Source organism: Janthinobacterium sp. JF4, assembly GCF_059617925.1.
Window position 1 is genome coordinate 28,441 of sequence record NZ_JCAQAV010000036.1, and the last position, 23,592, is coordinate 52,032.

General features: G+C 61.1%; 15 protein-coding genes. 1 reads left to right on the top strand and 14 read right to left on the bottom strand.

Annotated elements, in window-relative coordinates:
- Positions 1-34: 34 nt before the first annotated feature.
- The 14 genes from typA to AC54AF_RS21530 form a co-directional block, all read right to left on the bottom strand.
- On the bottom strand, positions 35-1,867 hold the full coding sequence (gene typA, locus AC54AF_RS21465; protein ID WP_035825203.1) for a translational GTPase TypA: 1,833 nt from the start codon (positions 1,865-1,867) through the stop codon (positions 35-37).
- Between the two features lie 207 nt (positions 1,868-2,074).
- The gene (gene truB / locus AC54AF_RS21470; protein WP_131689693.1) at positions 2,075-3,010 is read right to left on the bottom strand and encodes a tRNA pseudouridine(55) synthase TruB; all 936 of its coding nucleotides are present in this window, start codon (positions 3,008-3,010) and stop codon (positions 2,075-2,077) included.
- Complete coding sequence (rbfA, locus tag AC54AF_RS21475) at positions 3,000-3,428, bottom strand: 30S ribosome-binding factor RbfA (protein WP_131689694.1); 429 nt, start codon at positions 3,426-3,428, stop codon at positions 3,000-3,002. Before rbfA ends, truB begins: the two co-directional genes overlap by 11 nt.
- A gap of 114 nt (positions 3,429-3,542) precedes the next feature.
- A complete protein-coding gene (infB, locus tag AC54AF_RS21480) occupies positions 3,543-6,401 on the bottom strand; it encodes a translation initiation factor IF-2 (RefSeq protein ID WP_131689695.1) in 2,859 nt (952 codons plus the stop codon).
- A 46-nt stretch (positions 6,402-6,447) separates the two neighbouring features.
- Positions 6,448-8,013, bottom strand: a complete 1,566-nt coding sequence (gene nusA, locus AC54AF_RS21485; RefSeq protein ID WP_086144982.1) for a transcription termination factor NusA — start codon at positions 8,011-8,013, stop codon at positions 6,448-6,450.
- Positions 8,010-8,498 carry a ribosome maturation factor RimP gene (rimP, locus tag AC54AF_RS21490; RefSeq protein WP_029496192.1) on the bottom strand — a complete coding sequence of 163 codons (489 nt, stop codon included), beginning with the start codon at positions 8,496-8,498 and terminating at the stop codon, positions 8,010-8,012. Before rimP ends, nusA begins: the two co-directional genes overlap by 4 nt.
- Positions 8,499-8,841: 343 nt before the next feature.
- Positions 8,842-10,929, bottom strand: a complete 2,088-nt coding sequence (rluB, locus tag AC54AF_RS21495) for a 23S rRNA pseudouridine(2605) synthase RluB (protein ID WP_496638151.1) — start codon at positions 10,927-10,929, stop codon at positions 8,842-8,844.
- Positions 10,922-11,716 carry an SMC-Scp complex subunit ScpB gene (scpB, locus tag AC54AF_RS21500; RefSeq protein WP_131688802.1) on the bottom strand — a complete coding sequence of 265 codons (795 nt, stop codon included), beginning with the start codon at positions 11,714-11,716 and terminating at the stop codon, positions 10,922-10,924. The genes rluB and scpB overlap by 8 nt, the downstream gene beginning before the upstream one ends.
- Positions 11,717-12,114: 398 nt before the next feature.
- The gene (locus tag AC54AF_RS21505; protein ID WP_496638160.1) at positions 12,115-13,134 is read right to left on the bottom strand and encodes a glucokinase; all 1,020 of its coding nucleotides are present in this window, start codon (positions 13,132-13,134) and stop codon (positions 12,115-12,117) included.
- 349 nt (positions 13,135-13,483) lie between these two features.
- Positions 13,484-14,446, bottom strand: a complete 963-nt coding sequence (locus tag AC54AF_RS21510) for a VTT domain-containing protein (RefSeq protein ID WP_496638152.1) — start codon at positions 14,444-14,446, stop codon at positions 13,484-13,486.
- Positions 14,447-14,596: 150 nt separating this feature from the next.
- Complete coding sequence (locus AC54AF_RS21515; RefSeq protein ID WP_496638153.1) at positions 14,597-16,288, bottom strand: ABC transporter ATP-binding protein; 1,692 nt, start codon at positions 16,286-16,288, stop codon at positions 14,597-14,599.
- Positions 16,289-16,297: 9 nt separating this feature from the next.
- A complete protein-coding gene (locus tag AC54AF_RS21520; RefSeq protein ID WP_496638154.1) occupies positions 16,298-17,407 on the bottom strand; it encodes an ABC transporter permease in 1,110 nt (369 codons plus the stop codon).
- A 9-nt stretch (positions 17,408-17,416) separates the two neighbouring features.
- Complete coding sequence (locus tag AC54AF_RS21525; RefSeq protein ID WP_034782513.1) at positions 17,417-18,355, bottom strand: ABC transporter permease; 939 nt, start codon at positions 18,353-18,355, stop codon at positions 17,417-17,419.
- Between the two features lie 40 nt (positions 18,356-18,395).
- Positions 18,396-20,234, bottom strand: a complete 1,839-nt coding sequence (locus AC54AF_RS21530; protein WP_496638155.1) for an ABC transporter substrate-binding protein — start codon at positions 20,232-20,234, stop codon at positions 18,396-18,398.
- A gap of 480 nt (positions 20,235-20,714) precedes the next feature.
- Between AC54AF_RS21530 and AC54AF_RS21535 the strand changes: the two genes are divergently transcribed.
- Complete coding sequence (locus tag AC54AF_RS21535; protein ID WP_496638156.1) at positions 20,715-23,390, top strand: TonB-dependent receptor; 2,676 nt, start codon at positions 20,715-20,717, stop codon at positions 23,388-23,390.
- The last annotated feature ends 202 nt before the right edge of the window (positions 23,391-23,592 follow it).

Here is a 23,592-nt window from a genome sequence, read left to right on the forward strand (position 1 = left end):
GCGGCATGGCCCGCAGGCCATGCTCTACAACAGATTACGCATCACGCGACGCTTTTTTACGCTCGTGCTCTTTCAGGAAGCGCTTGCGCAGACGGATCGATTTAGGCGTGATTTCCACCAGTTCGTCGTCCTCGATGAATTCGACGGCGTATTCCAGCGACATCTGAATTGGCGGCACCAGGCGCACCGCTTCATCGGTACCCGACGAACGCACGTTGGTCAGCTGCTTGCCCTTGATCGGGTTGACGACCAGATCGTTGTCGCGCGAGTGGATACCGATGACCATGCCTTCGTAGACCGGGTCATTGTGCGACACGAACATGCGGCCGCGGTCTTGCAGTTTCCAGATCGCGTAGGCAACAGCGGCGCCGTCATCTTGCGAGATCAGCACGCCGTTACGACGGCCAGCCATTTCGCCACGGGTGTTGTCGACTGGCGCGTATTCATGGAATACGTGGCTCATCAGGCCGGTGCCGCGGGTCAGGGTCATGAATTCGCCCTGGAAGCCGATCAGGCCACGCGCCGGGATCAGGTACTCGAGACGCACGCGGCCCTTGCCATCCGATTCCATGTTTTGCAGGTCGCCACGACGACGGCCCAGTTCTTCCATGACGCCGCCCTGGTTGACTTCTTCCACGTCAACCGACAGGTTTTCAAACGGCTCGTGGCGCACGCCATCGACCATCTTGAACACCACGCGTGGACGCGATACGGCCAGCTCGAAGCCTTCGCGACGCATGTTTTCGATCAGAATCGTCAGGTGCAGCTCGCCGCGGCCCGATACTTCAAAGATCGTGTCGTCGTCGGTAGGCGAAACGCGCAGAGCAACGTTGGCTTTCAGTTCGCGGTCCAGACGGTCACGCAGTTGGCGCGAGGTAACAAACTTGCCTTCGCGGCCAGCCAGTGGCGAGTTGTTGACCATGAAGTTCATGGTCAGGGTCGGCTCGTCGACGGTCAGCATCGGCAGCGGATCCGGGGTATCGACCGCGCACAGGGTCGAACCGATGCCGATCTCATCGATACCGTTGATCAGGCAAATGTCGCCGGCAACAGCTTCGTCCACCAGCACGCGCTCCAGGCCCTTGAAGTTCAGCACCTGGTTGATGCGGCCTTTGATTGGCGTGGCGCCTGGGCCATTGATGACCAGCACGTCCTGGCCGACCTTGACGGTACCGCGGTTGACGCGGCCAATGCCGATCTTGCCGACGTACGACGAGTAGTCCAGCGAGGTGATCTGCATTTGCAGCGGGCCTTCAGGATTGTCGTCACGCACTGGAACGTGTTCCAGGATGGCGTCGAACATCGGCTTCATGTCGCCGCTGCGCACGTCTTCGGTCAGACCGGCATAGCCGTTCAGGCCCGAAGCGTAAATGATAGGGAAATCCAGTTGTTCGTCGGTAGCGCCCAGCTTGTCGAACAGTTCGAACGTCTGGTTGATGGCCCAGTCCGGGCGCGCGCCTGGACGGTCGACCTTGTTGACGATGACGATAGGCTTCAGACCCAGTGCCAGCGCTTTGCGCGTGACGAAACGGGTTTGCGGCATCGGGCCTTCCTGTGCATCGACCAGCAGCAGAACCGAGTCCACCATCGACAGAACACGTTCCACTTCGCCGCCGAAGTCGGCGTGGCCTGGGGTGTCGACGATGTTGATGTGGGTGCCTTCGTACTCAACAGCGCAGTTCTTCGACAGAATCGTAATGCCGCGCTCCTTTTCCAGGTCGTTCGAGTCCATGACTCGGGTGTCGACCGCTTGGTTTTCACGGAAGGTGCCGGACTGGCGCAGCAGCTGATCCACCAGCGTGGTTTTGCCGTGGTCAACGTGGGCGATAATGGCGATATTACGAATTGCGCGTTTTGTATTTGACATGGTCGTAGTAGTTACTGAAAAACTGCGGAGTGCGTACAAGATGTACGAGATACCCGAATGCTAATCTATTTCCGGAACCGCGTAGTATAGCATGTTGCGTTGCAACGCTATCTAAAAATGCTGGCGGCTCCCGCAGTCGGGGACGGTTTGTTTAAAAAAGCGACACTGTTTGACGAGTGTCGCTGGGTAATGTGACGTTGCTGTGACTTATTGATGCGCCGTGGCAATGAGCCGCTCGGGGGCCAGGATGCTGTATTCCTGCAACTGGCCCGTGCCCAGCAATTTGCTGTCGTGATATACGCGCACCCTGCCCGGTTCGGCTGGCACGGCGACGTCTTCCTTGCCCAGCGCGATGCGCTGGCCATGCAGGAAACGCTTGGCCAATTCTTCCGTCAGCTGGACGGCGGGGAAACTCGACAGTAATGCATCGACGGGCGCCAGCAAGCTCAACGGCGCGGCATGCGCCGTCAGCTCATCCAGGGTCACGACGCCATCAAGCGTCAGATTGCCCACCTGCGTGCGGCGCAAGGCGTTCAGATGGCCGCCGCAACCCAAGGCGTGGCCGATGTCTTCGCCCAGCACGCGGATATACGTGCCCTTGCTGCACATTACCGACAATTTCAGGAACGGGGCGTCATAGCCGAGGAACTCGAGCTTGTGGATGGTCACCGGGCGCGCTTCGCGCTCCAGGGTGATGCCTGCCCTTGCATACTCATATAAGGGCTTGCCATCCCTTTTCAAGGCCGAGTACATGGGTGGCGTCTGCAGGATCGGGCCGCGGAACTGCGCCAGCACGGCTTCGATCTGCTCTTCGGTGACGTTGACGTCGCGCGTTTCCAGCACTGCGCCCTCGGTATCGCCCGTATCCGTCGTCTGCCCCAGGTGCACCAGGGTTTCGTAGGTCTTGTCGGCTTCCAGCAAGTCCTGCGAGAACTTCGTCGCTTCGCCAAAGCACAGCGGCAGCAAGCCCGTGGCGAACGGATCCAAGGTGCCCGTATGGCCCGCTTTTTTCGCGTTCAGCACGCGCTTGGCCTTGATCAGGGCGTCGTTGCTGGACCAGCCGACAGGCTTATCGAGCAGCAAGACGCCATCGACCAGGTCGCGCACCCGCTTGATGCCGGGCGGCCGCTTACTACCCGCCATGCTCGTCCGCTTTGTCTGCAGGCTTTTCGTCCGGCTCGGCGTCGGCCGCGCGCGTGGCGTTGGCCTTGTCGATCAGCAAGGACATTTCCATGCCGCGCGAGGTCGAGCTGTCGTGCACGAAATGCAGCATCGGCAAGGTGTGGATGTGCAGGCGCTTGCCCAGCAAGCCACGGATGAAGCCGGACGCGGCCATCAGGCCTTCGGTGGTGTTCTTGATGGCTTCCTTGCTGTCTTTCAACATCGTGAAAAACACCTTGGCGTGCGCGTAATCGGGCGTGATCTGCACTTCGGTGATGGTGATCATCGTGCCCACGCGTGGGTCTTTCAATTCGTAGGCGACGATTTCAGCCAGATCGCGCTGGATCTGGTCGGCCACGCGCAAGCCGCGCGCTGGCATGGTTTTGCTATGTTTAGCCATGATTTTATGCTGTCCTAAGTGCCGCAGGGCGCATGGGTCAAACGGTTGCCCGTTGACCAATGCGCCCCACGTGTTTGCGCGGACATCACTATGTCCGCGCCATTGCTGCTGAGATTACAGGGTACGAGCGATTTCCTGGACTTCGAACACTTCCAGCGTGTCGCCAACCTGAATGTCGTTGTAGTTCTTCAGCGACAGGCCGCACTCCAGACCGGCGCGAACTTCTTTCGCATCGTCCTTGAAGCGTTTCAGGGAGTCGATCTCGCCGCTCCACACCACGATGTTGTTGCGCAACAGGCGGACGGAGGAAGCACGCTTGACCACGCCATCGGTGACCAGGCAACCGGCAATCGCGCCCACTTTCGAGACCAGGATAACCTGGCGGATCTCGACCTGGCCGATGACGGTTTCGCGTTTCTCTGGTGCCAACATACCCGACAACGCCGATTTGATCTCGTCGATCGCATCGTAAATGATGTTGTAGTAGCGAATGTCCACGCCATTCGACTCGGCCAGCTTGCGTGCCTGGGCATCAGCACGGGCGTTGAAGCCGATGATGACCGCTTTCGAGGCGACTGCCAGGTTGACGTCCGATTCCGTGATGCCGCCGACGGCTGCGTGAACCACTTGCACGCGCACTTCGGAGGTCGACAGTTTCTGCAGCGAACCAACCAGCGCTTCTTGCGAACCTTGCACGTCGGTTTTGATGATCAATGGCAAGTTTTTCACTTCGCCTTCGGCCATCTGGTCGAACATGTTTTCCAGTTTCGCCGCTTGCTGCTTGGCCAGTTTCACATCGCGGAACTTACCTTGACGGAACAGACCGATTTCACGCGCCTTGCGCTCGTCAGCCATGACAACGACTTCTTCACCGGCAACCGGCACTTCCGTCAAGCCCTGGATTTCGACCGGAATCGAAGGACCGGCTTCAGCAATCGACTTGCCGTTCTCGTCCAGCATGGCGCGAACACGGCCATACGAAGAACCCGCCAGAATCACGTCGCCGCGTTTCAGGGTACCGGACTGCACCAGGATCGTCGCGACAGGACCACGGCCCTTGTCCAGACGCGCCTCGACAACCAGGCCGCGCGCAGGCGCATCGACCGGTGCCGTCAGTTCCAGCACTTCGGCTTGCAACAGCACTTGTTCCAGCAGATCGTCGATACCCTGGCCCGTTTTGGCCGAGACCGGTACGAATGGCGATTCGCCACCGTATTCTTCCGGCACGACTTGTTCGGCGACCAGTTCCTGCGTCACGCGGTCCACGTTGCCACCCGGTTTGTCGACCTTGTTGATCGCCACCACCAGCGGTACGCCGGCTGCTTTCGCATGGGCAATCGCTTCTTTCGTTTGCGGCATCACGCCATCGTCGGCGGCAACCACCAGAATGACGATGTCGGTTGCCTTGGCGCCACGGGCACGCATCGCGGTAAACGCTTCGTGGCCCGGGGTGTCGAGGAAGGTGATCATGCCGCGTGGCGTATCGACGTGGTAAGCGCCGATATGCTGCGTAATCCCGCCCGCTTCGCCGGAGGCAACCTTGGCGCGACGAATATAGTCGAGCAGCGAGGTCTTGCCGTGGTCGACGTGACCCATGACGGTGACCACCGGTGCGCGTGGCTTGGTTTCGAAGTGCGCGTGTTCGCCCACATCGGCCAGCAGCGCTTCCGGATCGTCCAGTTCGGCGGCGAACGCCTTGTGGCCCATTTCTTCCACCAGAATCATGGCGGTTTCCTGGTCCAGCACCTGGTTGATCGTGCACATCTGGCCCAATTTCATCAAATGCTTGATGACTTCGGATGCCTTGACGGACATCTTGTGCGCCAGTTCGGCCACGGTGATCGTTTCCGGTACGTGCACGTCCTTGACGACGGCTTCCGTCGGCGCCTGGAAGTTCGATTCGCGGTCGTCATGGTGCGTCGGGCGACGGCCCTTCGCGCCACCGCGCCAGCTGTCACGGCCGCCTGGGCCGCTGTTGCCGCGTGGTTTCGGACCACCGGTGGTGCCGCGTTTTTTCGCGTCATCGGACCAGGTCGACGACACATTGGCCGACTTGATGGATTTCTTGTCTGCAACAGCAGGCTTCTTGTCGCCCGGCTTGTCGCCAGGTTTCTTGTCAGCTGGCTTGTGCAGGGTGCCTTCCGGCGCCTTCGGCTTGACCGGCACCGGTACGGGTTCCGGTGCCTTGATGGCGCGGCGTGGCGCGTTCATCATGGCCTTGATCTGGGCGACTTCGTCGGCAACGGCCTTGCGTGCACGCTCGGTGGCTTCCGCTTTGTCAGCGGCTTCCTTGGCGGCAACAGCAGCGGCAGCGGCTTTCTTCTTCGCTTCTTCAGCGGCAGCAGCTTTTTTCGCTTCGGCGGCGGCGTCGTCGACGACAGGCGCAGCGGCGCTGGCGGCAGGCGCAGCAGCAGCCTTGGCGGCGGCTTTCTTCGCTTCCGCGTCAGCTTCTTTCTTCGCAGCCAATTCAGCCTGTTGCGTGGCTTTCGCCTGGGCTTCTTTTTCCGCGTCGAGCTTGGCCAGACGTTCTTGCTTTTCGCGCAGATCGGCTTCCTGGCGGGCGATCAGTTCAGCCTGTTTACGGGCTTCTTCCTCACGGCGCGCCACGTCGGCGGGATCGATCACCGGTGCGGCAGGCGCGACCGGTTCTGCCGCGACCGGCGCAGCTTCGTCACGCTGGACGAAAGTGCGTTTCTTGCGCACTTCCACCTGGATGGTGCGCGACTTGCCGGTTGCGTCAGCTTGCTTGATCTCAGTCGTTTCCTTGCGGGTCACGGTGATTTTTTTCTTTTCTGTGTCAGCCGCTGCGCCGTGTGTGCGGCGCAGATGATCCAAAAGCTTGTCCTTATCATCTTTCGACAATGGATCTGACGTCGAACTTTTTTCGACGCCGGCAGAACGCAGCTGCGTCAGCAGCAAATCTGCAGGCATCTTCAGTTCGGTGGCAAATTGGGCTACGTTGTTACTCGCCATTCAGTCCTCTTTTCTATGTGTCGCGGAGATGATAAAGATACTCAAATTAAGCCTTTGCGGATTCGGCCAGACTCCATGCTTTGGCTTGCAAGGCCTTGGCACGATCGTCATATTTCGAGTCAACCAACTTCATCTCATCGTCGGTCACATCTTTAAATTCACTTGTAATCAGTTCACGCGCACGGTCCGCAGACAAGGCCAGGATTGCGCCAAATTCGTCGTATGCCAGTGCTGCAAATGCTTCAACGGTCTTGATACCAGCCAGACCCAGCTTGCCGGCGGTAATGCGGTCCATGCCTTCCAGACCGACCAACGCCTCGTCCATGCCTTCCAGACCCTCTTCCGAAGCAATCGCTTCGGTCACGAGCGCATCACGCGCACGGGTACGGAGTTCATTGACGGTATCTTCGTCAAACGATTCGATTTCCAGCATTTCGGAAATTGGCACGTAAGCGATTTCTTCCAGACTGGCGAAACCTTCTTCCACCAGAATATCGGCCACTTCCTGGTCGACATCGAGCTTTTCCATGAACAGGATGCGCACGGCAGCCGTTTCCTGGGCAGCTTTGTCAGCCGATTCTTCGGCCGTCATGATGTTGATCTTCCAGCCGGTCAGGTCCGAGGCCAGGCGCACGTTCTGGCCGGAACGGCCAATCGCGATTGCCAGATTTTCTTCGTCTACGACGACATCCATCGCGTGTTTTTCTTCATCGACCATGATCGACGACACGTTCGCCGGCGCCAGGGCGCCGATGACGAACTGCGCCGGATCTTCGGACCACAGCACGATGTCGACGCGTTCGCCACCGAGTTCGCCGGTGACAGCCTGCACGCGCGAACCGCGCATGCCGACGCACGTACCGATCGGGTCGATGCGCTTGTCGGCCGTGTAGACGGCGATCTTGGCGCGTACGCCGGCATCGCGGGCTGCGGATTTGATTTCCAGCATGCCTTGCTCGATTTCCGGCACTTCCAGCTCAAACAGCTTCATGATGAATTCCGGCGCGGTGCGCGACAGAATCACTTGCGGGCCGCGCATGTTGCGGTCGATGCGCAAGATGTATGCACGCACACGGTCGCCGATACGCAGATTCTCTTTCGGGATCATCTGGTCGCGTGGCAGACGCGCTTCGATCTTGCCCGATTCGACGATGGCGTCGCCGCGCTCCATGCGCTTGATGGTGCCGGTAACGAGCGAATCGCCGCGTTCCAGGAAGTCGACCAGGATCTGTTCGCGTTCGGCGTCACGCACGCGCTGCAGGACGACCTGTTTGGTATCCTGGGCGAAACGGCGGCCGAATTCAACGGATTCGATCGGCTCTTCGATGTGGTCATCGACTTCGATATCAGGAATCTGTTCTTTTGCCTCGAAATGCAGGATCTCCTGATCCGGCAATTGCAGGCCTGCTTCATCGGGCACCACGTGCCAGCGGCGGAACGATTCGAATTCGCCCGTTTCGCGGTCGATCGAAACGCGGATGTCTACCTCACCCTCATACCGTTTCTTCGTGGCTTGCGCCAACGCGAATTCGAGGGCGCCGAAGACGACATCTTTATCGACGTTTTTTTCGCGCGCCAGCGCGTCAACCAATAATAAAACTTCGCGGCTCATGCTTTGCGTCCCTTAAAAACCACCTGCGGCACCAAGCGTGCCTTATCCACATCCGCGAGCGTAAACTCCAACATCGCCGGACCATCCTTACCTTCAAATTCCAACGACAATTTATCGCCCACGGGTTCTTGCAAGATCCCCTGGAACGATTTCCGGTTGTTCGTACCCGGCATCGCCACAGTCAGCTTGACGATGATTTCCTGGCCTGCGAAACGGACAAAGTCTTCCAGCTTGCGCACCGGACGATCCAGACCTGGGGAAGAAATTTCGAGACGCTCGTAAGGAACATTCTCTACCGTCAACACATGCGATAACTGGTGACTCACCGTGGCACAGTCTTCGACCGTGATCGGACCTTTTTCAGCGGCATCGGCGGCGCTGAAATCAATAAAGACGCGCAGCAGTCCGCGCTCGGCACGTTCGACATCAACGAGCTCATAGCCCAGACCAATAACTGTCTTTTCAATCAATCCCAACTGCTGCAAGAAATTCTCCAGAAATAAGGCCCGTTTTCGGCATGACGGCGCCGCATTGAGCGCCGACAACATGCAAAAACACGCATTCAAGTCATATATGGCCCCTTGCGGAGCCATGACAAACGGTTCAACAAAAAAAAAATGGGCATCTGCCCATCTTCTTGTATTTCCCCAACCAGATGAAAGCACTCCCCACCAAACAACCCTGCGGAGAACTTTTATTAGGCTGCAGATTATAACCTCTTATTAACTTCGCCGCAATGCCGCACGCAAGGAGCGGCCCGGCTTACAACAGTTACAAGAGCGCGCACCCGCGCAGATCAGCGGGCGCGCAAGAAGAAACACTTCCCGATTAACCTTTGCTGCGGCGGCGCGGCATGCCATCCATGCCGCCACGGTCCATGCCGCCACGCGGCTGACCACCGGAACGGGCTTGCCCACCGGCACCACCACCCGTATTGCGGCGCGGACCCGTGTTGGCGAAGCCGAAAGTCGTTTGCAGCGGATCGGGCTGGCGCGGAGCGCGCTGCGGCGCGCGGCCTTCACCACCCGGACGGCCCTGACCCTGACCGGCGGCGCGCGGAGCACGGCCTTGCGGCGCACCTTCGAACGATGCCGACGAACGGGGCTGGCCACCCTGGAACGGACCTTGCGGCTGGCCGCGGCCCGGGCCACGCGCGTCGCCTGGACGGCCGGCGCCGCCTGGGCGGCCCTGGCCTTGCGGACGGGCAAACTGGCCGGCAGGCTGGCCACGGCGCGGCGCGACGGGGAACGGATCGGCGTTGCGGTTGCTCACATCGATGCGATTGCCATTCGGCTCGTCGTCACGGCTGGCCTTGCGCGCTTCGCGGCCCTTGGCGGCGCCAGCGGCACGGGGATCGCCCGATGCCGGCATTTTCTTTTCGATGCCGTAGGCGGTCAACAGATCGCGCACGGTGTTTTCATCCATTTCTTCCCAACGGCCGCGTTTCAGGCCACTCGGCAGGGTCATGGCGCCGTAGCGGGTACGGATCAGGCGCGAAACGGTCAGGCCGATCGCTTCGAACATGCGGCGCACTTCGCGGTTACGGCCTTCGCCAATCACCACGCGGTACCACTTGTTGATGCCTTCGCCGCCGCCATCGGCGATCTTCGAAAACTGCGCCAGACCGTCTTCCAGCTCGACGCCGGCCAGCAGTTTCTGACGCATGCCCTCTTCCAGCTCGCCCAGGGTACGCACGGCGTACTCGCGGTCGATGCCGTAGCGCGGGTGCATCAGGCGGTTGGCCAGGTCACCGGACGTGGTAAACAGCAGCAAGCCTTCCGTATTGAAGTCGAGACGGCCAACGGCCAGCCACTTGCCCGCCTTCATGGTCGGCAGGCGGTCGAACACGGATGGACGGCCGTCCGGGTCATTATGGCTGACGATTTCGCCGGCCGGCTTGTGGTAGACCAAGACGCGTGGCGGCTTCTTGCTGACGCGGCGCTGGATCAACTTGCCATTGATGCGCACGTGGTCGCTCGGCAAGATGCGCTGGCCGATGTGGGCCGGTTCGCCATTCACGGACACGCGGCCCGAAATGATCAGATCTTCCATGTCGCGGCGCGAACCAAGACCGGCTTCGGCCAACACCTTGTGCAGCTTCGGCGCGTCGTCGTCGGACGTCAGGTCGCGGCGCACGGCCGCTTTTTGCACGCGGCCCGTGCCGCCTTCTTCGCTGTCGAAAGCGTCGGAGGTGACAAACGAGAACACGGCGTCAGCGTCGCTGAGCTTACCGGGCGCAGCCTGGCGGCCCTTGCCCTTCTTGCGGCTCTTGCCGGCATTCTTGCCAGCGCCCGGCACGTCGTTGCGCGGACCGCGCGGCAGGCGCGGGCCAGACACGAGGTTGCCTTCGGCATCGAACACATCGGCGACAGGCGCGGCAGCTTGCTCTGCGGCCGGCGCTGCTGCAACGGCTTCGGCCGCCTGCGGCGCTTCGGCGCGCGGCGGCTGGCGCAGCGCGCGTTCCGCCTGCACGCCACGCATCTGGCGCGGACCACGGGTCGGGCGGGCTTCGGCCGGCTTGTCAGCGATGGCTTCCGGCGCCGTTTCAGCGACGGCGGCAGCGGCCTTGGCGGCAGCACGGGCGCGCGGCGGACGTGGCGCAGGTGCGCTGGCAACTTCGGCAACTGCCTCGGCAGCCGCTTCCGCGGCGTCGGCCACGGCCTTCAGGGCCGGCTTGGCGCGGGTTTTCTTGGCGACTGGGGCAGCTTCAGTTTCAGCAGCGGCGACGGGCGCATCGGCGGCCACGTCGGCTTTCGTGCGGCGCTTCGGTTTGGCAGCGACGGCATCGCCAGCGGCGGCAGCAGCGGTTGCAGCCACTGCGTCGGCTTCGATCTGGGCCTTGGTGCGGCGCTTGGGCTTGGCAACGATGGCTTCGTCGCTGGCGATTACTGTCTCGGGTGTGTTCGGATTATTCATTCTTCGTTTCTTGGCTGTGCTGACCTGGCGCAGCGTCAACCGTTAGTTCTGGCGCAGGGTCGTGAGTGTAGGCTTCGTCCGTGGGCGAAGCATCGGGGCCGGCATCAAGGCTTGCTGTCACATCTACATCTGTCACAGCCGTATTGCTACCTGCACCAAGCTGGTGGGCAAGCTCATTGCTTGCTTTATCAAAATTTTCCTGCAGGGCCGCTTCCAGGGCTTCGAGCCCGTTGCCCTGCATCTCGCTGATTTGCTGCAAAGGCGGCAGCTGGGACAGCGAATGCAAACCCAGGTCATCCAAAAACTGCTTGGTGGTGGCCAGCAAGGCCGGCCGTCCCACCACGTCGCGGTAGCCGATGGCATCAACCCAGCCACGGTCTTCCAGCATCTTGATCGTCTGCGAATTGACGGCAACGCCGCGAATTTCCTCGATATCGCCGCGCGTCACCGGCTGGCGGTAGGCGATGATGGCGAGGGTTTCCAGGGTCGCCCGCGAATACTTGGGCGGCCGCTCGGGCGTCATGCGATCGAGATACATCTTCATTTCCGGGCGGCTTTGAAAGCGCCAGCCCGAAGCCAGACTGACGATCTCGATGCCGCGCCCTTCCCACTCCTGCCGCAACTCTTCCAGCAACTGCTTGATCGTGTCGGCGCCGACGCCGACACCACGCACGCGACCATTCTCGTCCGCATCGACGAACAGCTTTTTCAAGCTGTGGATCGTCAGCGATTCACGAGCGCACAGCAACGCGGTTTCGAGGACTTTTTTAGCCTCAATTGTATTCATAGCAATTCTGTGCGGATGTGTGTTGCAATTCGTGTGCAGAGAAAGAAATCAAAAACGTTCATTTCAACGTAACAGAGGGCAGACATCGATGATGACGCCGTGCTGGGTTACTAGTTGAGGCTGTTTTTCCGACGCCTTGGCCGATGCGCGCAAAGCGGGACTGAAGCGGATGCAGTGAAAGTCCTGCCATCCATGGTGCTGGCCTTAAATAACCAGCAATGAAACGCACTGCGGAGCAGCTGCTTTTCCCGTGGCGACGCACCAGCCATACGGGAGAGCGACAGTCGTCGTTTCATCCAACGATGCCAATTGTACCTGATAAAAAGCGGAAAAGCGCAAAACCGGGTAAAACACGCGTTTTACCCGGCCCTGGCGCGACATATCGCCCGCTTCCCGCATCACAGGGAGGCGAGTTTCTCCGAGAGAATGGCCGATGCGCCCAGGAAAGCTGGGTACTGCGCCGTGATGACGAAGGTCGGCACTTGCGACACGTAATTGGCGAAGCGGCCCTTGCGCTCGAAGCGGGCGCGGAAACCGGAACGGTCGAAACGCGCGCCCAGGCGCGGCACGATGCCGCCGCCGATATAGATGCCGCCCAGCGCGCCCAGGGTGACGGCAACGTTGCCCGCCACGGTACCGAGCATGCAGCAGAACGCTTCGATGACGTCGTCGCACAGCTGGGATTCGCCAGCCAGCGCGCGGCGCGTGATTTCCGCCGCCGGCAAGTCTTCCGCCGGCACGCCCGCGCGGTCGGCCAGGGCGCGGTAGATCAGTTCCAGGCCATCGCCGGAAATCAGGCGTTCGGCCGAAACGTGCTCGTATTCACGCCAGGCAAATTGCAGAATGCTCACTTCCACGTCATTGAACGGCGCAAAGCTGACGTGACCGCCTTCGCTTTGCAGGGCGATCCAGCCGCCGTGCGACGGAATCAGGCCCGACACGCCCAGACCCGTGCCAGCGCCGATCAGGCCGATGGCCGTGTTGGGACGGGCCGTGCCCGCGCCCACCTGGTGCTTTTGCTCGTTCGACAGCTGCGGCAAGGCGCGCGCCAGGGCCGTGAAATCGTTGACCACGTCCAAGGTCGTGAAACCGCACTCTTCGCGCATGGCGCGAATCGAGAACGACCAGTGGTGGTTCGTCATGCTGAGGAAATCGCCATCGACCGGGTTGGCGATGGCGATCATGGCATGGCGCACGGCTTGCCCGCCGGCAGCAGCGACGTGCGGCAGGGCCAGATAGGCTTGCAGGGCGGCGGACAGGCTCGGGTAATCGGCACAGGGCAACACTTCCACCAGGGTGATGTGGCCAGCGGCCACTTCCAGGGCGAAACGGGCATTGGTGCCGCCCACGTCGGCCAGCAGGCGCGGTCCATCGGCGAAGGCGGAAGTCGGCAGTACGGAAGAAGACGAAGCGCTCATGATTTTAAATGATGAAGTGGGACGCATGGGACGCCAAGCTTAAAGGATGAATGCGCCCTGAGGCAAGCAAAGTTTGTAGTTTAAGTACATCAAAACAAGCCTTTATTGGTAGTTCCACTCCAAATGCAACAGGCAGCACCAAAATTACTCAAAAACAATGTTTTATAGTAAGTGCTTGCACTCGCCAGGAGTGCGAAAAGCATGCTGCACAGCAGCAAGAATCGCCTTGAAAACAGAGTATGCCGGAGTTTGCGCAAATGCGCTGTGTACGGGACGGCGCAGGCGTGGCACTGCCGTGCTGGCCGCCTGGGAAAGGCGTTTTCGTATTATTACTACCGGTTTTTACTGGTCAGGAGGGCATGCCTTCGCCCAGCAGGCTTGCGGGTGCCGGCTGGTCCGAGCGGTAGGCGGCATTCCACGCATCGAGGCCGCCATGCAGGGGCTTGGCGCGGTGAAAGCCGTGCTGGTGCAGCAGCTTGGCCACCTGCGCGGCCGTCACGTCGTTGGGACAGCTGCAATACACGATGATGTGGCGGTCCTTGTCCATGGCGATCATGGCCGGCACGGGTTCCTTGCCATTGAAGAACAAGGCGCCCGGCACGGCTGGTTCCAGCGCCTGCGCCGTGGCGCTGCGTGCGTCGACCAGCAGCGGCTCCTCACCCTGCTCGATCAGTTCGAGCAATTCATCGATGCCGATGCGCTCGATCTGCAAGGCCTGGCGGAAGCGCCGGCGTTCGAGGAATTTGTACAGCAGGAACAGGCCCAGCAAGGTCGCCAGCATCAGCAAGGCCGTGCTGCCCATGGTGCTGAGCAAGTCGAGCACCTGCTGCACGCTGGCGTGAAAGATCACGCCGACGACGATGCCCGTGCCGCTCCACAGCAAGGCGCCCAGGCCCGCGTACAGGAAGAACAGGCCCGGCGGCGTGCCCAGCGCGCCCGACATGGGCGCGGCCACGGTATTGAATCCTGGCACGAACTTGGAAACGATCAGGGCTTTCGGGCCCCAGCGCTTGAATTTGTCCTCCGTCTGGCTGACGCAGTAATCGGGCGACAGCGAGATGCGGCACAGCAGCCGCAGGATGCGCTTGCCGAAATGCCGGCCCGCGCGGAACCAGGTGAAGTCGCTGATCAGGCAGGCGCCCAGCGCGGCGGCCAGCACCAGCCCCCCATTCATGTCGCCATCGACGGCCAGCGCGCCCGCCACCACGAGGATGGGAAAGGCGGGTATCGGCAGGCCGAGCTGCTCCACCAGCACGATGCCAAAGACAATCAGGACACCGTAATGTTCGAGCAGGTAAATGAGGTTGAGCATGGCCGCTATCTTACCGTAAAAATCCGGACCTTAACGTCAGACAAAACCGTAGCGAGCGGCAGTGATTTGTGGCTAAGAAGCGCAACCGTGCTTGAGCACGGTGAGCATCGCAGGCCGCAAAGCGCGACGCGCAGTAGGTTTTGCCAGACGTTAGATTTGCACGCCCTTCGGTATGGCACTCAATAGGGTGCGCGTGTAAGGATGCACGGGATTGCGGTACAGCTCATCCGAATCGGCCAGTTCCACCACTTGCCCCTTGTGCATCACCATCACCTGGTCGGCGATGTATTTCACCACGGACAAATCGTGCGAAATGAAGATGTAAGACAAGCCGAATTCATCCTGCAAATCCTGCAGCAGATTGAGCACCTGCGCCTGCACCGACACGTCCAGCGCCGACACGGATTCGTCGCAGACTAAAATTTCCGGCTGCATCGTCAGGCAGCGGGCAATGGCGATGCGCTGGCGTTGTCCACCGGAAAACTCGTGCGGGTAGCGGTGGAAAGCCTGCTCCGGCAGCCCCACCTTGTCGAGCAGCCAATACGCCTTGGCGATGCGTTCCTCGTCGTTCGCGCCGATCTTGTGGATGCGCATCGGTTCGAGCAGGATCTGTCCCACCGTGAAACGGGGATTCAGCGAGGCATACGGATTCTGGAAGATGATCTGGATGCGGCGCTTGTACGGCAAATATTCCTTGTTCGGCATGGCAATCAGGTCCTTGCCGTGGAACATGGCCGTGCCGCCTGTCGCCTGGTGCAGGCGCAGCAGGGTCAAGCCCACCGTCGTCTTGCCGGAACCGGATTCGCCCACCACGCCCAACGTTTTTCCGCGCGGCAAAGTGAACGACACGTCCTTGACGGCCTGGAACTCGCGCTTGCCGAACAGGCCCTCGCGCGTGTAAAAGCTTTTACTTAAATTGTTGACCACCAGCACCGGTTCGTCTCCCGGCGTGTAGCCACGCGTGCGCTGTTTGACTTCCACACCGGGGCCCGCCTTGCCTTCCATGTAGTCGGCGATCACGGGCAAACGCCACGGGCGCTCATCCAGGGACGGGCGGCAATGCAGCAGGGCTTTTGTATAAGCATCGGTCGGCGCCTCGAATACCTGGCGCACTTCCCCTGTCTCGCGCACTTCGCCGTGGCGCATGACGATCACCTGGTCGGCAATTTCTCCCACCAGGCCCAGGTCGTGGGTAATGAACAGCACGGACATCTGATGCTTCTTTTGCAGCGCCGCGATCAAGTCCATGATCTGCTTCTGGATCGTCACGTCCAGCGCCGTCGTCGGTTCGTCGGCGATCAGCAGCTTCGGTTCGCAGGCGATCGCCATGGCGATCATCACGCGCTGCTGCTGGCCGCCCGACATCTGGCTCGGGTAGGCGTCGATCTTGGTGGCCGGGTCGGGAATGCCCACTTCTTCCAGCAGCGCCAAGGTGCGCGCGCGCGCCTGCTTGCGGTTCATGCCCATGTGCTGGCGCAACACCTCGGCGATCTGGAAGCCCACCGTGAAGACGGGATTCAGCGACGACATCGGCTCCTGGAAGATCATCGAGATATCCTTGCCGCACATGGTGCGCCGCTCGGCGATCGACAATTTGAGCAAATCGCGCCCGCCAAAGTGGATGCTCGATCCGGGGGCTATGATGGTGTTATCCGGCGGCAACAAGCCCATCACGGCCAGGGAGCTGACGGACTTGCCGCTGCCCGATTCACCCACCAGCGCGACGGTGCTGTTGCGCGGCACGTTGAACGAGATGCCCTTCACGGCTTCGAACGTGGTCTTCTTGTCCAGGCGGAAGGTGACGCGCAGGTCGCGCACTTCCAACAGGTTATTCTGGTCCATGAGCAACTCCTATTTCACTTTGGGGTCGAGCGCATCGCGCAAGGCATCGGTAAACAGCGAGAACGCCGTCACCAGCACGGCCATCGCCGTGGCGGCGGCCGTCAGCTGCCACCATTTGCCCAGGATCAGTTCATTTTGTGCCTCGTTGAGCATGCTGCCCCACGAGACGGTGCCCACCGGCACGCCAAAGCCGAGGAAGCTCAGAATCACTTCGGCCTTGATGAAGCCCACCACCAGAATCGACATTTGCACCAGCGCCACGTGGCTCACGTTCGGGAAGATATGCGAGAACATCTTGCGCCAGTGCGAGGCACCGATGGCGTCGGCCGCCATCACGTATTCGCGCGCCTTGTGCTTGATGTATTCGGCGCGGATCAGCCGGTACGGCCCCGTCCAGCCCGTCAACCCGAGGATCAGCACGATGGTCAGCACGCCCTTCTGCTGCAGCACGGCCGCCACCGTCAGGATCATCAGGATCGACGGAATCGAAGTAAAAATGCTGTAGAACCAGTTGAAGAAGTCGTCGACGATGCCGCCGAAGTAGCCGGACACGGCGCCAAAGAGCGTGCCCAGCACGACGGCCAGCAAGGCTGCCACCAGGCCCACGACGATCGACGTTTCGCCGCCCTTGATGGTTTTCTGGATGATGTCGTGGCCCCACTTGTCGGCGCCGAACGGTAACGTTGCCGCCTTGTGCGTGACGAGTTTCCTGGCCTTGCCCATGCCGGCGCGCAAGGCCGTCAAGTCGTCGGCCAGCGGGTCGGTGACGCCGTACATCTCGACGCCAGCCGATGGGTTACTGCCCATCTGGGCGCGCAGTTCGGCGATATCGTCGGCCAGCGGATCGAGCACGTTGACTGGTGTCGGCGCGCTGCGCTCGTCCGGCACGTGAATCGCGCCATCACCGGCAGCATCGGCATCGGCGCCCACAAACGTGGGCGGCGCATAGCTGACAGCCACTTCATCTTCCCAGTTTGCCGCCACCAGGCCGCTGGCGGATGCCAGCACCAGCAGGAAAAAGGCGCCGACCACGGCCAGCGATACCATTGCAATCTTGTCGCCGCGCAAACGGCGCCACGCCAGGGCCCACAGGCCGGGCGATGTATGAGGTTTCGACATCGTCTCTTTCTACTTCAGTTGTACGCGAGGATCGACCGCCTGGTACAGCAGGTCGGTGAGCAGGTTGAAGAGCATGGTGGCGGCGGCAACGTACACGGTGATCGCCTTGATCACCGGAAAGTCGCTGCGCTCGACGGCCAAAATCACTTCACGCCCGATGCCGGGGATGCCAAAGAAACGTTCCAGCAGGAAAGCGCCGATCAGCAGTGCCGGCAAGTTCGACATCACATAGGTAATGATGGGGATGCCGGCGTTGCGCAGCACGTGGACCCACATGATGCGGCCTTCCTTCAAGCCCTTGGCGCGCGCCGTGCGCACGTAATCCTGGTTGGCCTCGTCCAGCACGAAGGTGCGGAACAGGCGCAGGGTCGGCGCAATCGACACGGCCAGGCCGATCAGGATCGGCAAGGTGGAATAGCGCAGCAGGTTTTCCCAGAAGCTGTCCCCCCAGCCCTGCACAGGGAACAGGCCCAGTTTATAGGCGAAGCCGTACTGGAAGACGATGATGTAGACGAGGATGGAAATCGACATGCCCACCGTGCAGGCGATCATGACGGCGCGGTCCGTCAGCGAGCCGCGCACAAACGCGATGGCCAGCGCCAGCGCCACGCCAAAAAACGTTTCCAGCACGGTCAGCGGGATCAGCACCATCATCGACGGCCCCAGGCGCGACGTGATGATGTGCGACACGGATTCCCCCGTGGCCCAGCTCTGGCCGAAGTCGAACGTGACGATCTGCTTGATGAAGATCCACAGTTGCACGTAGTACGGCTGGTCGACGCCGAGCTGGCGGCGGATGTTGGCGATGCTTTCCGCACTAGACATCTTGCCGGCCAGGATGTAGGCGGGATCGCCGCCCACCCAGTTGAACAGGATAAACACCAGCAGGACGACGCCCAGCATGGTGGGCAGCATCTGCCACAGGCGGCGCAGGATATAAGCAAACATAATGATTCCTTGTTGTATATGTTGTTATAAGCGGCTGCGCTTATTTGGCAGCAGGGGCCGGGAGAGGGACCGGTGCGCCCGTGCTGTCGATATCCATATACGCCCACTCCTGGAACAGGATAGGGTGCTTCTTGTAGCCCAGCACCGACTTTTGCGCCAGCATGTTGCGGTAGCGCGCATAGCCGATCAGCGCGCCCGCATTGACTTCCAGGCGGCGCGCCATCTTGTGGAACAGCACATCGCGCTCGGGGCTGGCAGGCATGGCCTGGCTGGCCGCGTACCACTTGTCGTACTCGGGATCCTGGTAGCAGCCATTGTTGTTCTGGTGCGTGTTCGGGCCATAGAACAGCTGCATGAAATTGTCGCCGTCCGGATAGTCGGCCAGCCACGGCGCCGTGCGCGTCTGCATCTTGCACTGCTTTTCCGTTTTTAGAATATCGGAAAAGATCATGCGGTCGTTTTCCATGCGGATGCCCAGCGAGTTGTACGTCTTGCGCCACATTTCCGCCTGCAGCACGCCATTGGCTTCGTTGCGCGAAGCGTAGCGGATCAGCAGCGGCTTGCCGTCCGGCAAAGTACGCCAGCCATCGGCGCCCTTCTTGTAGCCGAATTTATCGAGCAATTTGTTCGCCAGCACGGGATCGTATTGCAGCAGGGATTTGTAGTGCGGATCGTAGCCGACGACACCGGGTGGTATTGGATAGTCGAGGCGCTTGGCCTGGCCATTCCAGATGATGCGGATTTCTTCATCGATATTGTGCGCCATGGCAATGGCGCGGCGCAGGGCGATCTTTTCCTTGCTGAAACCGCCCAGGGTAGGGTCTTCCATGTTCCAGTAGTAATAGCTGATTTCCGGGTCAAGCAGACGCGACAGTTGCACGCCCTTCTCCGCCAGCTCGGGACGCAGCTTGCCGTTCAGCAGCGCTTTCGGCGCCAGCGGACCATCGAGCCAGAACACGTCCGTGCCGCCGCTCTGGAAAGACAGCCAGCGCGACTGGTCTTCGATCATGACGGTAATTTCGATGCGGTCGATGGCGGGAATGCGTTTACCCTGCATCTGGCGCACGATGCGCTGGTCGTCCGGGTCGTCGCCGGCCATGAAATTCCACGTTTCCGGCAAGTGCTGCGGATTGCGGTTCAGGACGATGCGGTTGCCGCGCGTCCATTCACCGAGCGTGTAATAACCGGTGCCGACGGGATTCGAGCCCACTTCGCCCTTCACGTCGCCGTATTTGTCCACCACTTCGCGCGCCACGGCGGCCGTCGGCACGTAGGCGAGGATCATGGGGAAATTGAAATCGGTCTTGGTAAGAGTCACGCGCAGGGTGTACGGGTCGAGGATTTCCAGGCCGGCCACCTTCTTGTTGAAGTCGAGCTTGTTCGACTTGGCCGCTTCCTTGGCCAGATCATCCAGCCCCACCACCTTGCCTTCGAACAGCCAGCTGTGCGGCGAGGCCAGGCGCGGGTCGAACAGGCGCTTCCACGAATACACGTAGTCGGCCATCGTCAGTTCGCGGCGCTTGCCGCCGAACGCGGCGTCGGGCGTAAACAGGATGCCTTTTTTCAGGCGGATGGTGTAGGTCTTGCCGTCGGCCGACACTTCCGGCATGGCGGCCGCCGCGCCGGGCACCACTTTCACGGGGCGCGCCAGGTAGTCATAGGTGTACAGCGTGTCGAAGACGGCCTGCGTGATGTGATTCGAATACAGGTCGCGCGCGGTGGCCGGATCGAAGCCCGTCTCGGCGGCCGGCAAGATATAGCGCAAGGTTTTCACCGGCGCGGCCGCGGCGGCAGGGGCGGCGTCAACGGCAACGGCCGCCAGCGGCAGGGTGGCCAGGCAGGCGAGCAGCGCCACGCGCCGCATCCATGGTGACTTCATGTAATACCCTTCATCTCGATTATCTGTCGCACCGTATTGGTGCGCTTGTACTGGCTTCGCCCTGGGATACAGGATTCCACCGCCAAAACCAGTCCATCCTCGCAAGATCTATGCCTTGTTAGCAGCCGTCTCGACTGTCTGAAAAACGCGTAACGATAACGCATATTTTGCTGCGTGGGCAGAAAGCCGCACCACCTTCGCCATCCCGTCCCCGGCTGCCAGCCCAATTTGCTGCATCGCAATATCCGCATGCCACCGCTGTTGACGGCGGCAGAAAAATGGCAAAAGCGAAGCGCGCCGCAGAGCGCTGCCTTGCACCGCAGCATCACGCATTTGCGTCGCATCAATGCCGCACCGGTGCACGCCACCGTTGTCCTGCGCTAGCGCAAATCAGGCACCAACAGCGCCTGCTACAACCGCAGCAGGCGCCCTCTCGCCACTCTTTCTCAGCAACATGACCTTTATCACAGGAGTGTTTCAATGAACATCAATACGCGTCCGTCTCCTCCCTTGCGCCTGCTGTGTGCGGCGCTGCTCGTTGCCCAGGCACCCGCCACCCTGGGGCAAAGCACGGGCGACCCGGCGGAGCCCGCCATGCAGCGGGTCGAAGTCACCGGTTCCTCCATCAAGCGCCTCGTCTCGGAAACGGCGACGCCGCTGTCCATCTTCAGGGCCGAGGACTTCGCCAGACAGGGCTTGACGACGGCGCAGGAAGTGCTCAGTAAAATTCCCTCGAACGCATCGAGCATGGGCAGCGGCAATGCCGTCGGTGGCAATACCAGCGGCTTGCCCACGGGCGGCCAGGCCAGCGCCGACTTGCGCGGTCTGGGCGGCGACAAGACGCTGGTGCTGCTCAATGGCCGGCGCATCGCCAACCATCCGTATGACGGCGCCAGCGTCGACCTGAACATCATTCCCATCGCCGCCCTGGAACGGGTCGAAGTGCTGCGCGACGGCGCCTCGGCCATCTACGGCACGGACGCCATCGGCGGCGTCATCAACTTCATCACGAAGCGCTCCGTCAACGTCACGAACATCACCGCCGAGGTCGTCGCCCCACAGCACAGGGGCGGCGACGAGCACCGCATCAACCTGTCGACGGGCTTCGGCGAGCTCGACACGGATGGCTACAATATTTTTGGCGTGCTCGACTATCACAAGCAAAAAGTGCTGACCTCGCAAGACCGCGCCTTCTCGGCCACCGGCATCGTCCCCTCGCGCGGCCTGTCCATCACCAGCGGCACGACGTTCCCCGGCAATTACTTTGATGCGGCGGCCAACGGCGGCGCGGGCCTGGCCGGCAATCCGTACGCGGCCAGCGGCTGCCTGCCGCCGCTGTCGGTGCCGGCCGTGCCGGCGAACGGCACCTGCCGCCAGGATTACACGCGGCAGATTGACAACTTGCCCGCACAGCAGCAACTGGCGTTCTTCGGCAAGGGCGCCTTCAAGCTCGGCGGTGGCCACCTGGCCACGGCGGAATATCTGCATTCGGAAAACAAGATGAAGGCACGCACGGCGCCGCCGCCGCAAACGGGTTTGATCCTGCCCAGCACCAGCCGCTACTATCCGGGCAATGCGGGTGGCGTGCCAGCCCAGCCCGGCTTGTCGGGCCAGCCCCTGAGCGTCAACTGGCGTCCCGTCGAGGCGGGCCAGCGGCAGATCGATTCCACCGGCAAGGCGGACCGCCTGGTGCTGGCCCTCGAGGGCGAGCTGGCGGGCTGGGATTACAAGACGGGGCTGAGCCATGCGATCAGCAAGTCGTCGGAGAAATTTACGAACGGCTATGTGCAGGACGCGGGCTTTGCCGCCGGCGTGCTGAACGGCATCCTGAACCCGTTCGGCGTGCAGGATGCCGCCGGCAAGGCTTACCTCGACAGCACCGCCCTGCGCGGCGAAGTACAGAACGCCAAAGTCACCACGACGGGCTTCGACCTCAAGGGCAGCCGCGATCTGATGCAGCTGGCCGGCGGCCCGCTGGCCATCGCTTTGGGCGGCGAAGTGCGGCGCGAAAAGGCCGACTTCAACGTCAACCGCGACATCGCCGGCCAGGCCGCCAGCTCCGGCTTGTCCGGCTCGCTGTCGAAGAGTGGTTCGCGCACGATCCAGGCCATCTTCGGCGAAGTCAACTTGCCATTGATCAAGGATCTGGAGGTGCAGCTGGCCGCCCGTTTCGACCACTACAGCGACGTGGGCAGTACCACCAATCCCAAGCTGGCCGTGCGCTACCAGGCCAGCAGCGCGCTGGTGCTGCGCGGCTCGGCCAGCACGGGTTTCCGCGCTCCCACCCTGTTTGAAAAAAATGCGCCGCCGTCGAAGAACGATACCAACGATACCTATGACGACCCGATTCTATGCCCCGGTGGCGTGCCGCAGCCGGGCGCCAACCCCTTGCGCGATTGCGACTTGCAGCAGTTCAAGCTGCAAGGCGGCAATGAAAACCTGAAACCGGAAAAATCCACCACCTTCGCCTTCGGTCTGGTGCTCGAACCGGTGAAGGAAGTGACCGTCGCCATCGATTACTGGAACATCCATTTGAAGGACAAGATTGCCTCCTTGCCCGAGCAATCGATCTTCGGCAACTACGAGAAATACAAGGCCTTGTTCCTGCGCAATCCCGACGGTTCCCCCTATGCCATTCTCGATCTGAACGACAACCTCGGCGAAGTGAAAACCGACGGCATCGATGTCAGCCTGAATGCACGCCTGGGACGCGGCGCGTATGGCGATGTCAGCGTATCGGTCGATGGCACGTGGACCCGCAAGTACGACTACCAGAACGAGCGCGGCGGCGCCTTCATCGCCAACGTGGGCCGCTATGCGGACAACAACCCGGTGTTCCGCTGGAAACATACGGCGGCGCTGAACTGGCGCATGGGCAACTGGGGCGCCAGCCTGTCGCAATCGTTCAAGTCCGGCTACACGGACCAGAATAATGTTGCCGACCAATACAAACACGATGTGCCGTCATACAGCCTGCTGGGACTGTCAGGCAGCTATGCGTGGAAAGGCTTGCTGCTGACGGCCGGCGTGAAGAACCTGCTGGACAGGGAGCCGCCGTTCTCGAACCAGGGCACGCTGTTCCAGAAAGGCTATGACCCGCGCTACACGGACCCGGTCGGACGCGCGTACTACCTGCGCGGCAGCTATACGTTTTAAGGGAAATTTTCAGGTCAACAGATAAAACAGGCAGCGCTGGCAACAGCTTGCCAGCAACAGAAAAGCGGCGCCATCAGCGATGATGTGCGCCGTTTTATTTTACCCATCTGAGCAAGGCTGACAAGGGTTCACGATACTTTATTGCTGAAGGATTACAAAAAAAACAGGGAAATGTTGCATTTCGTCCAAAAAGTCCCCACGA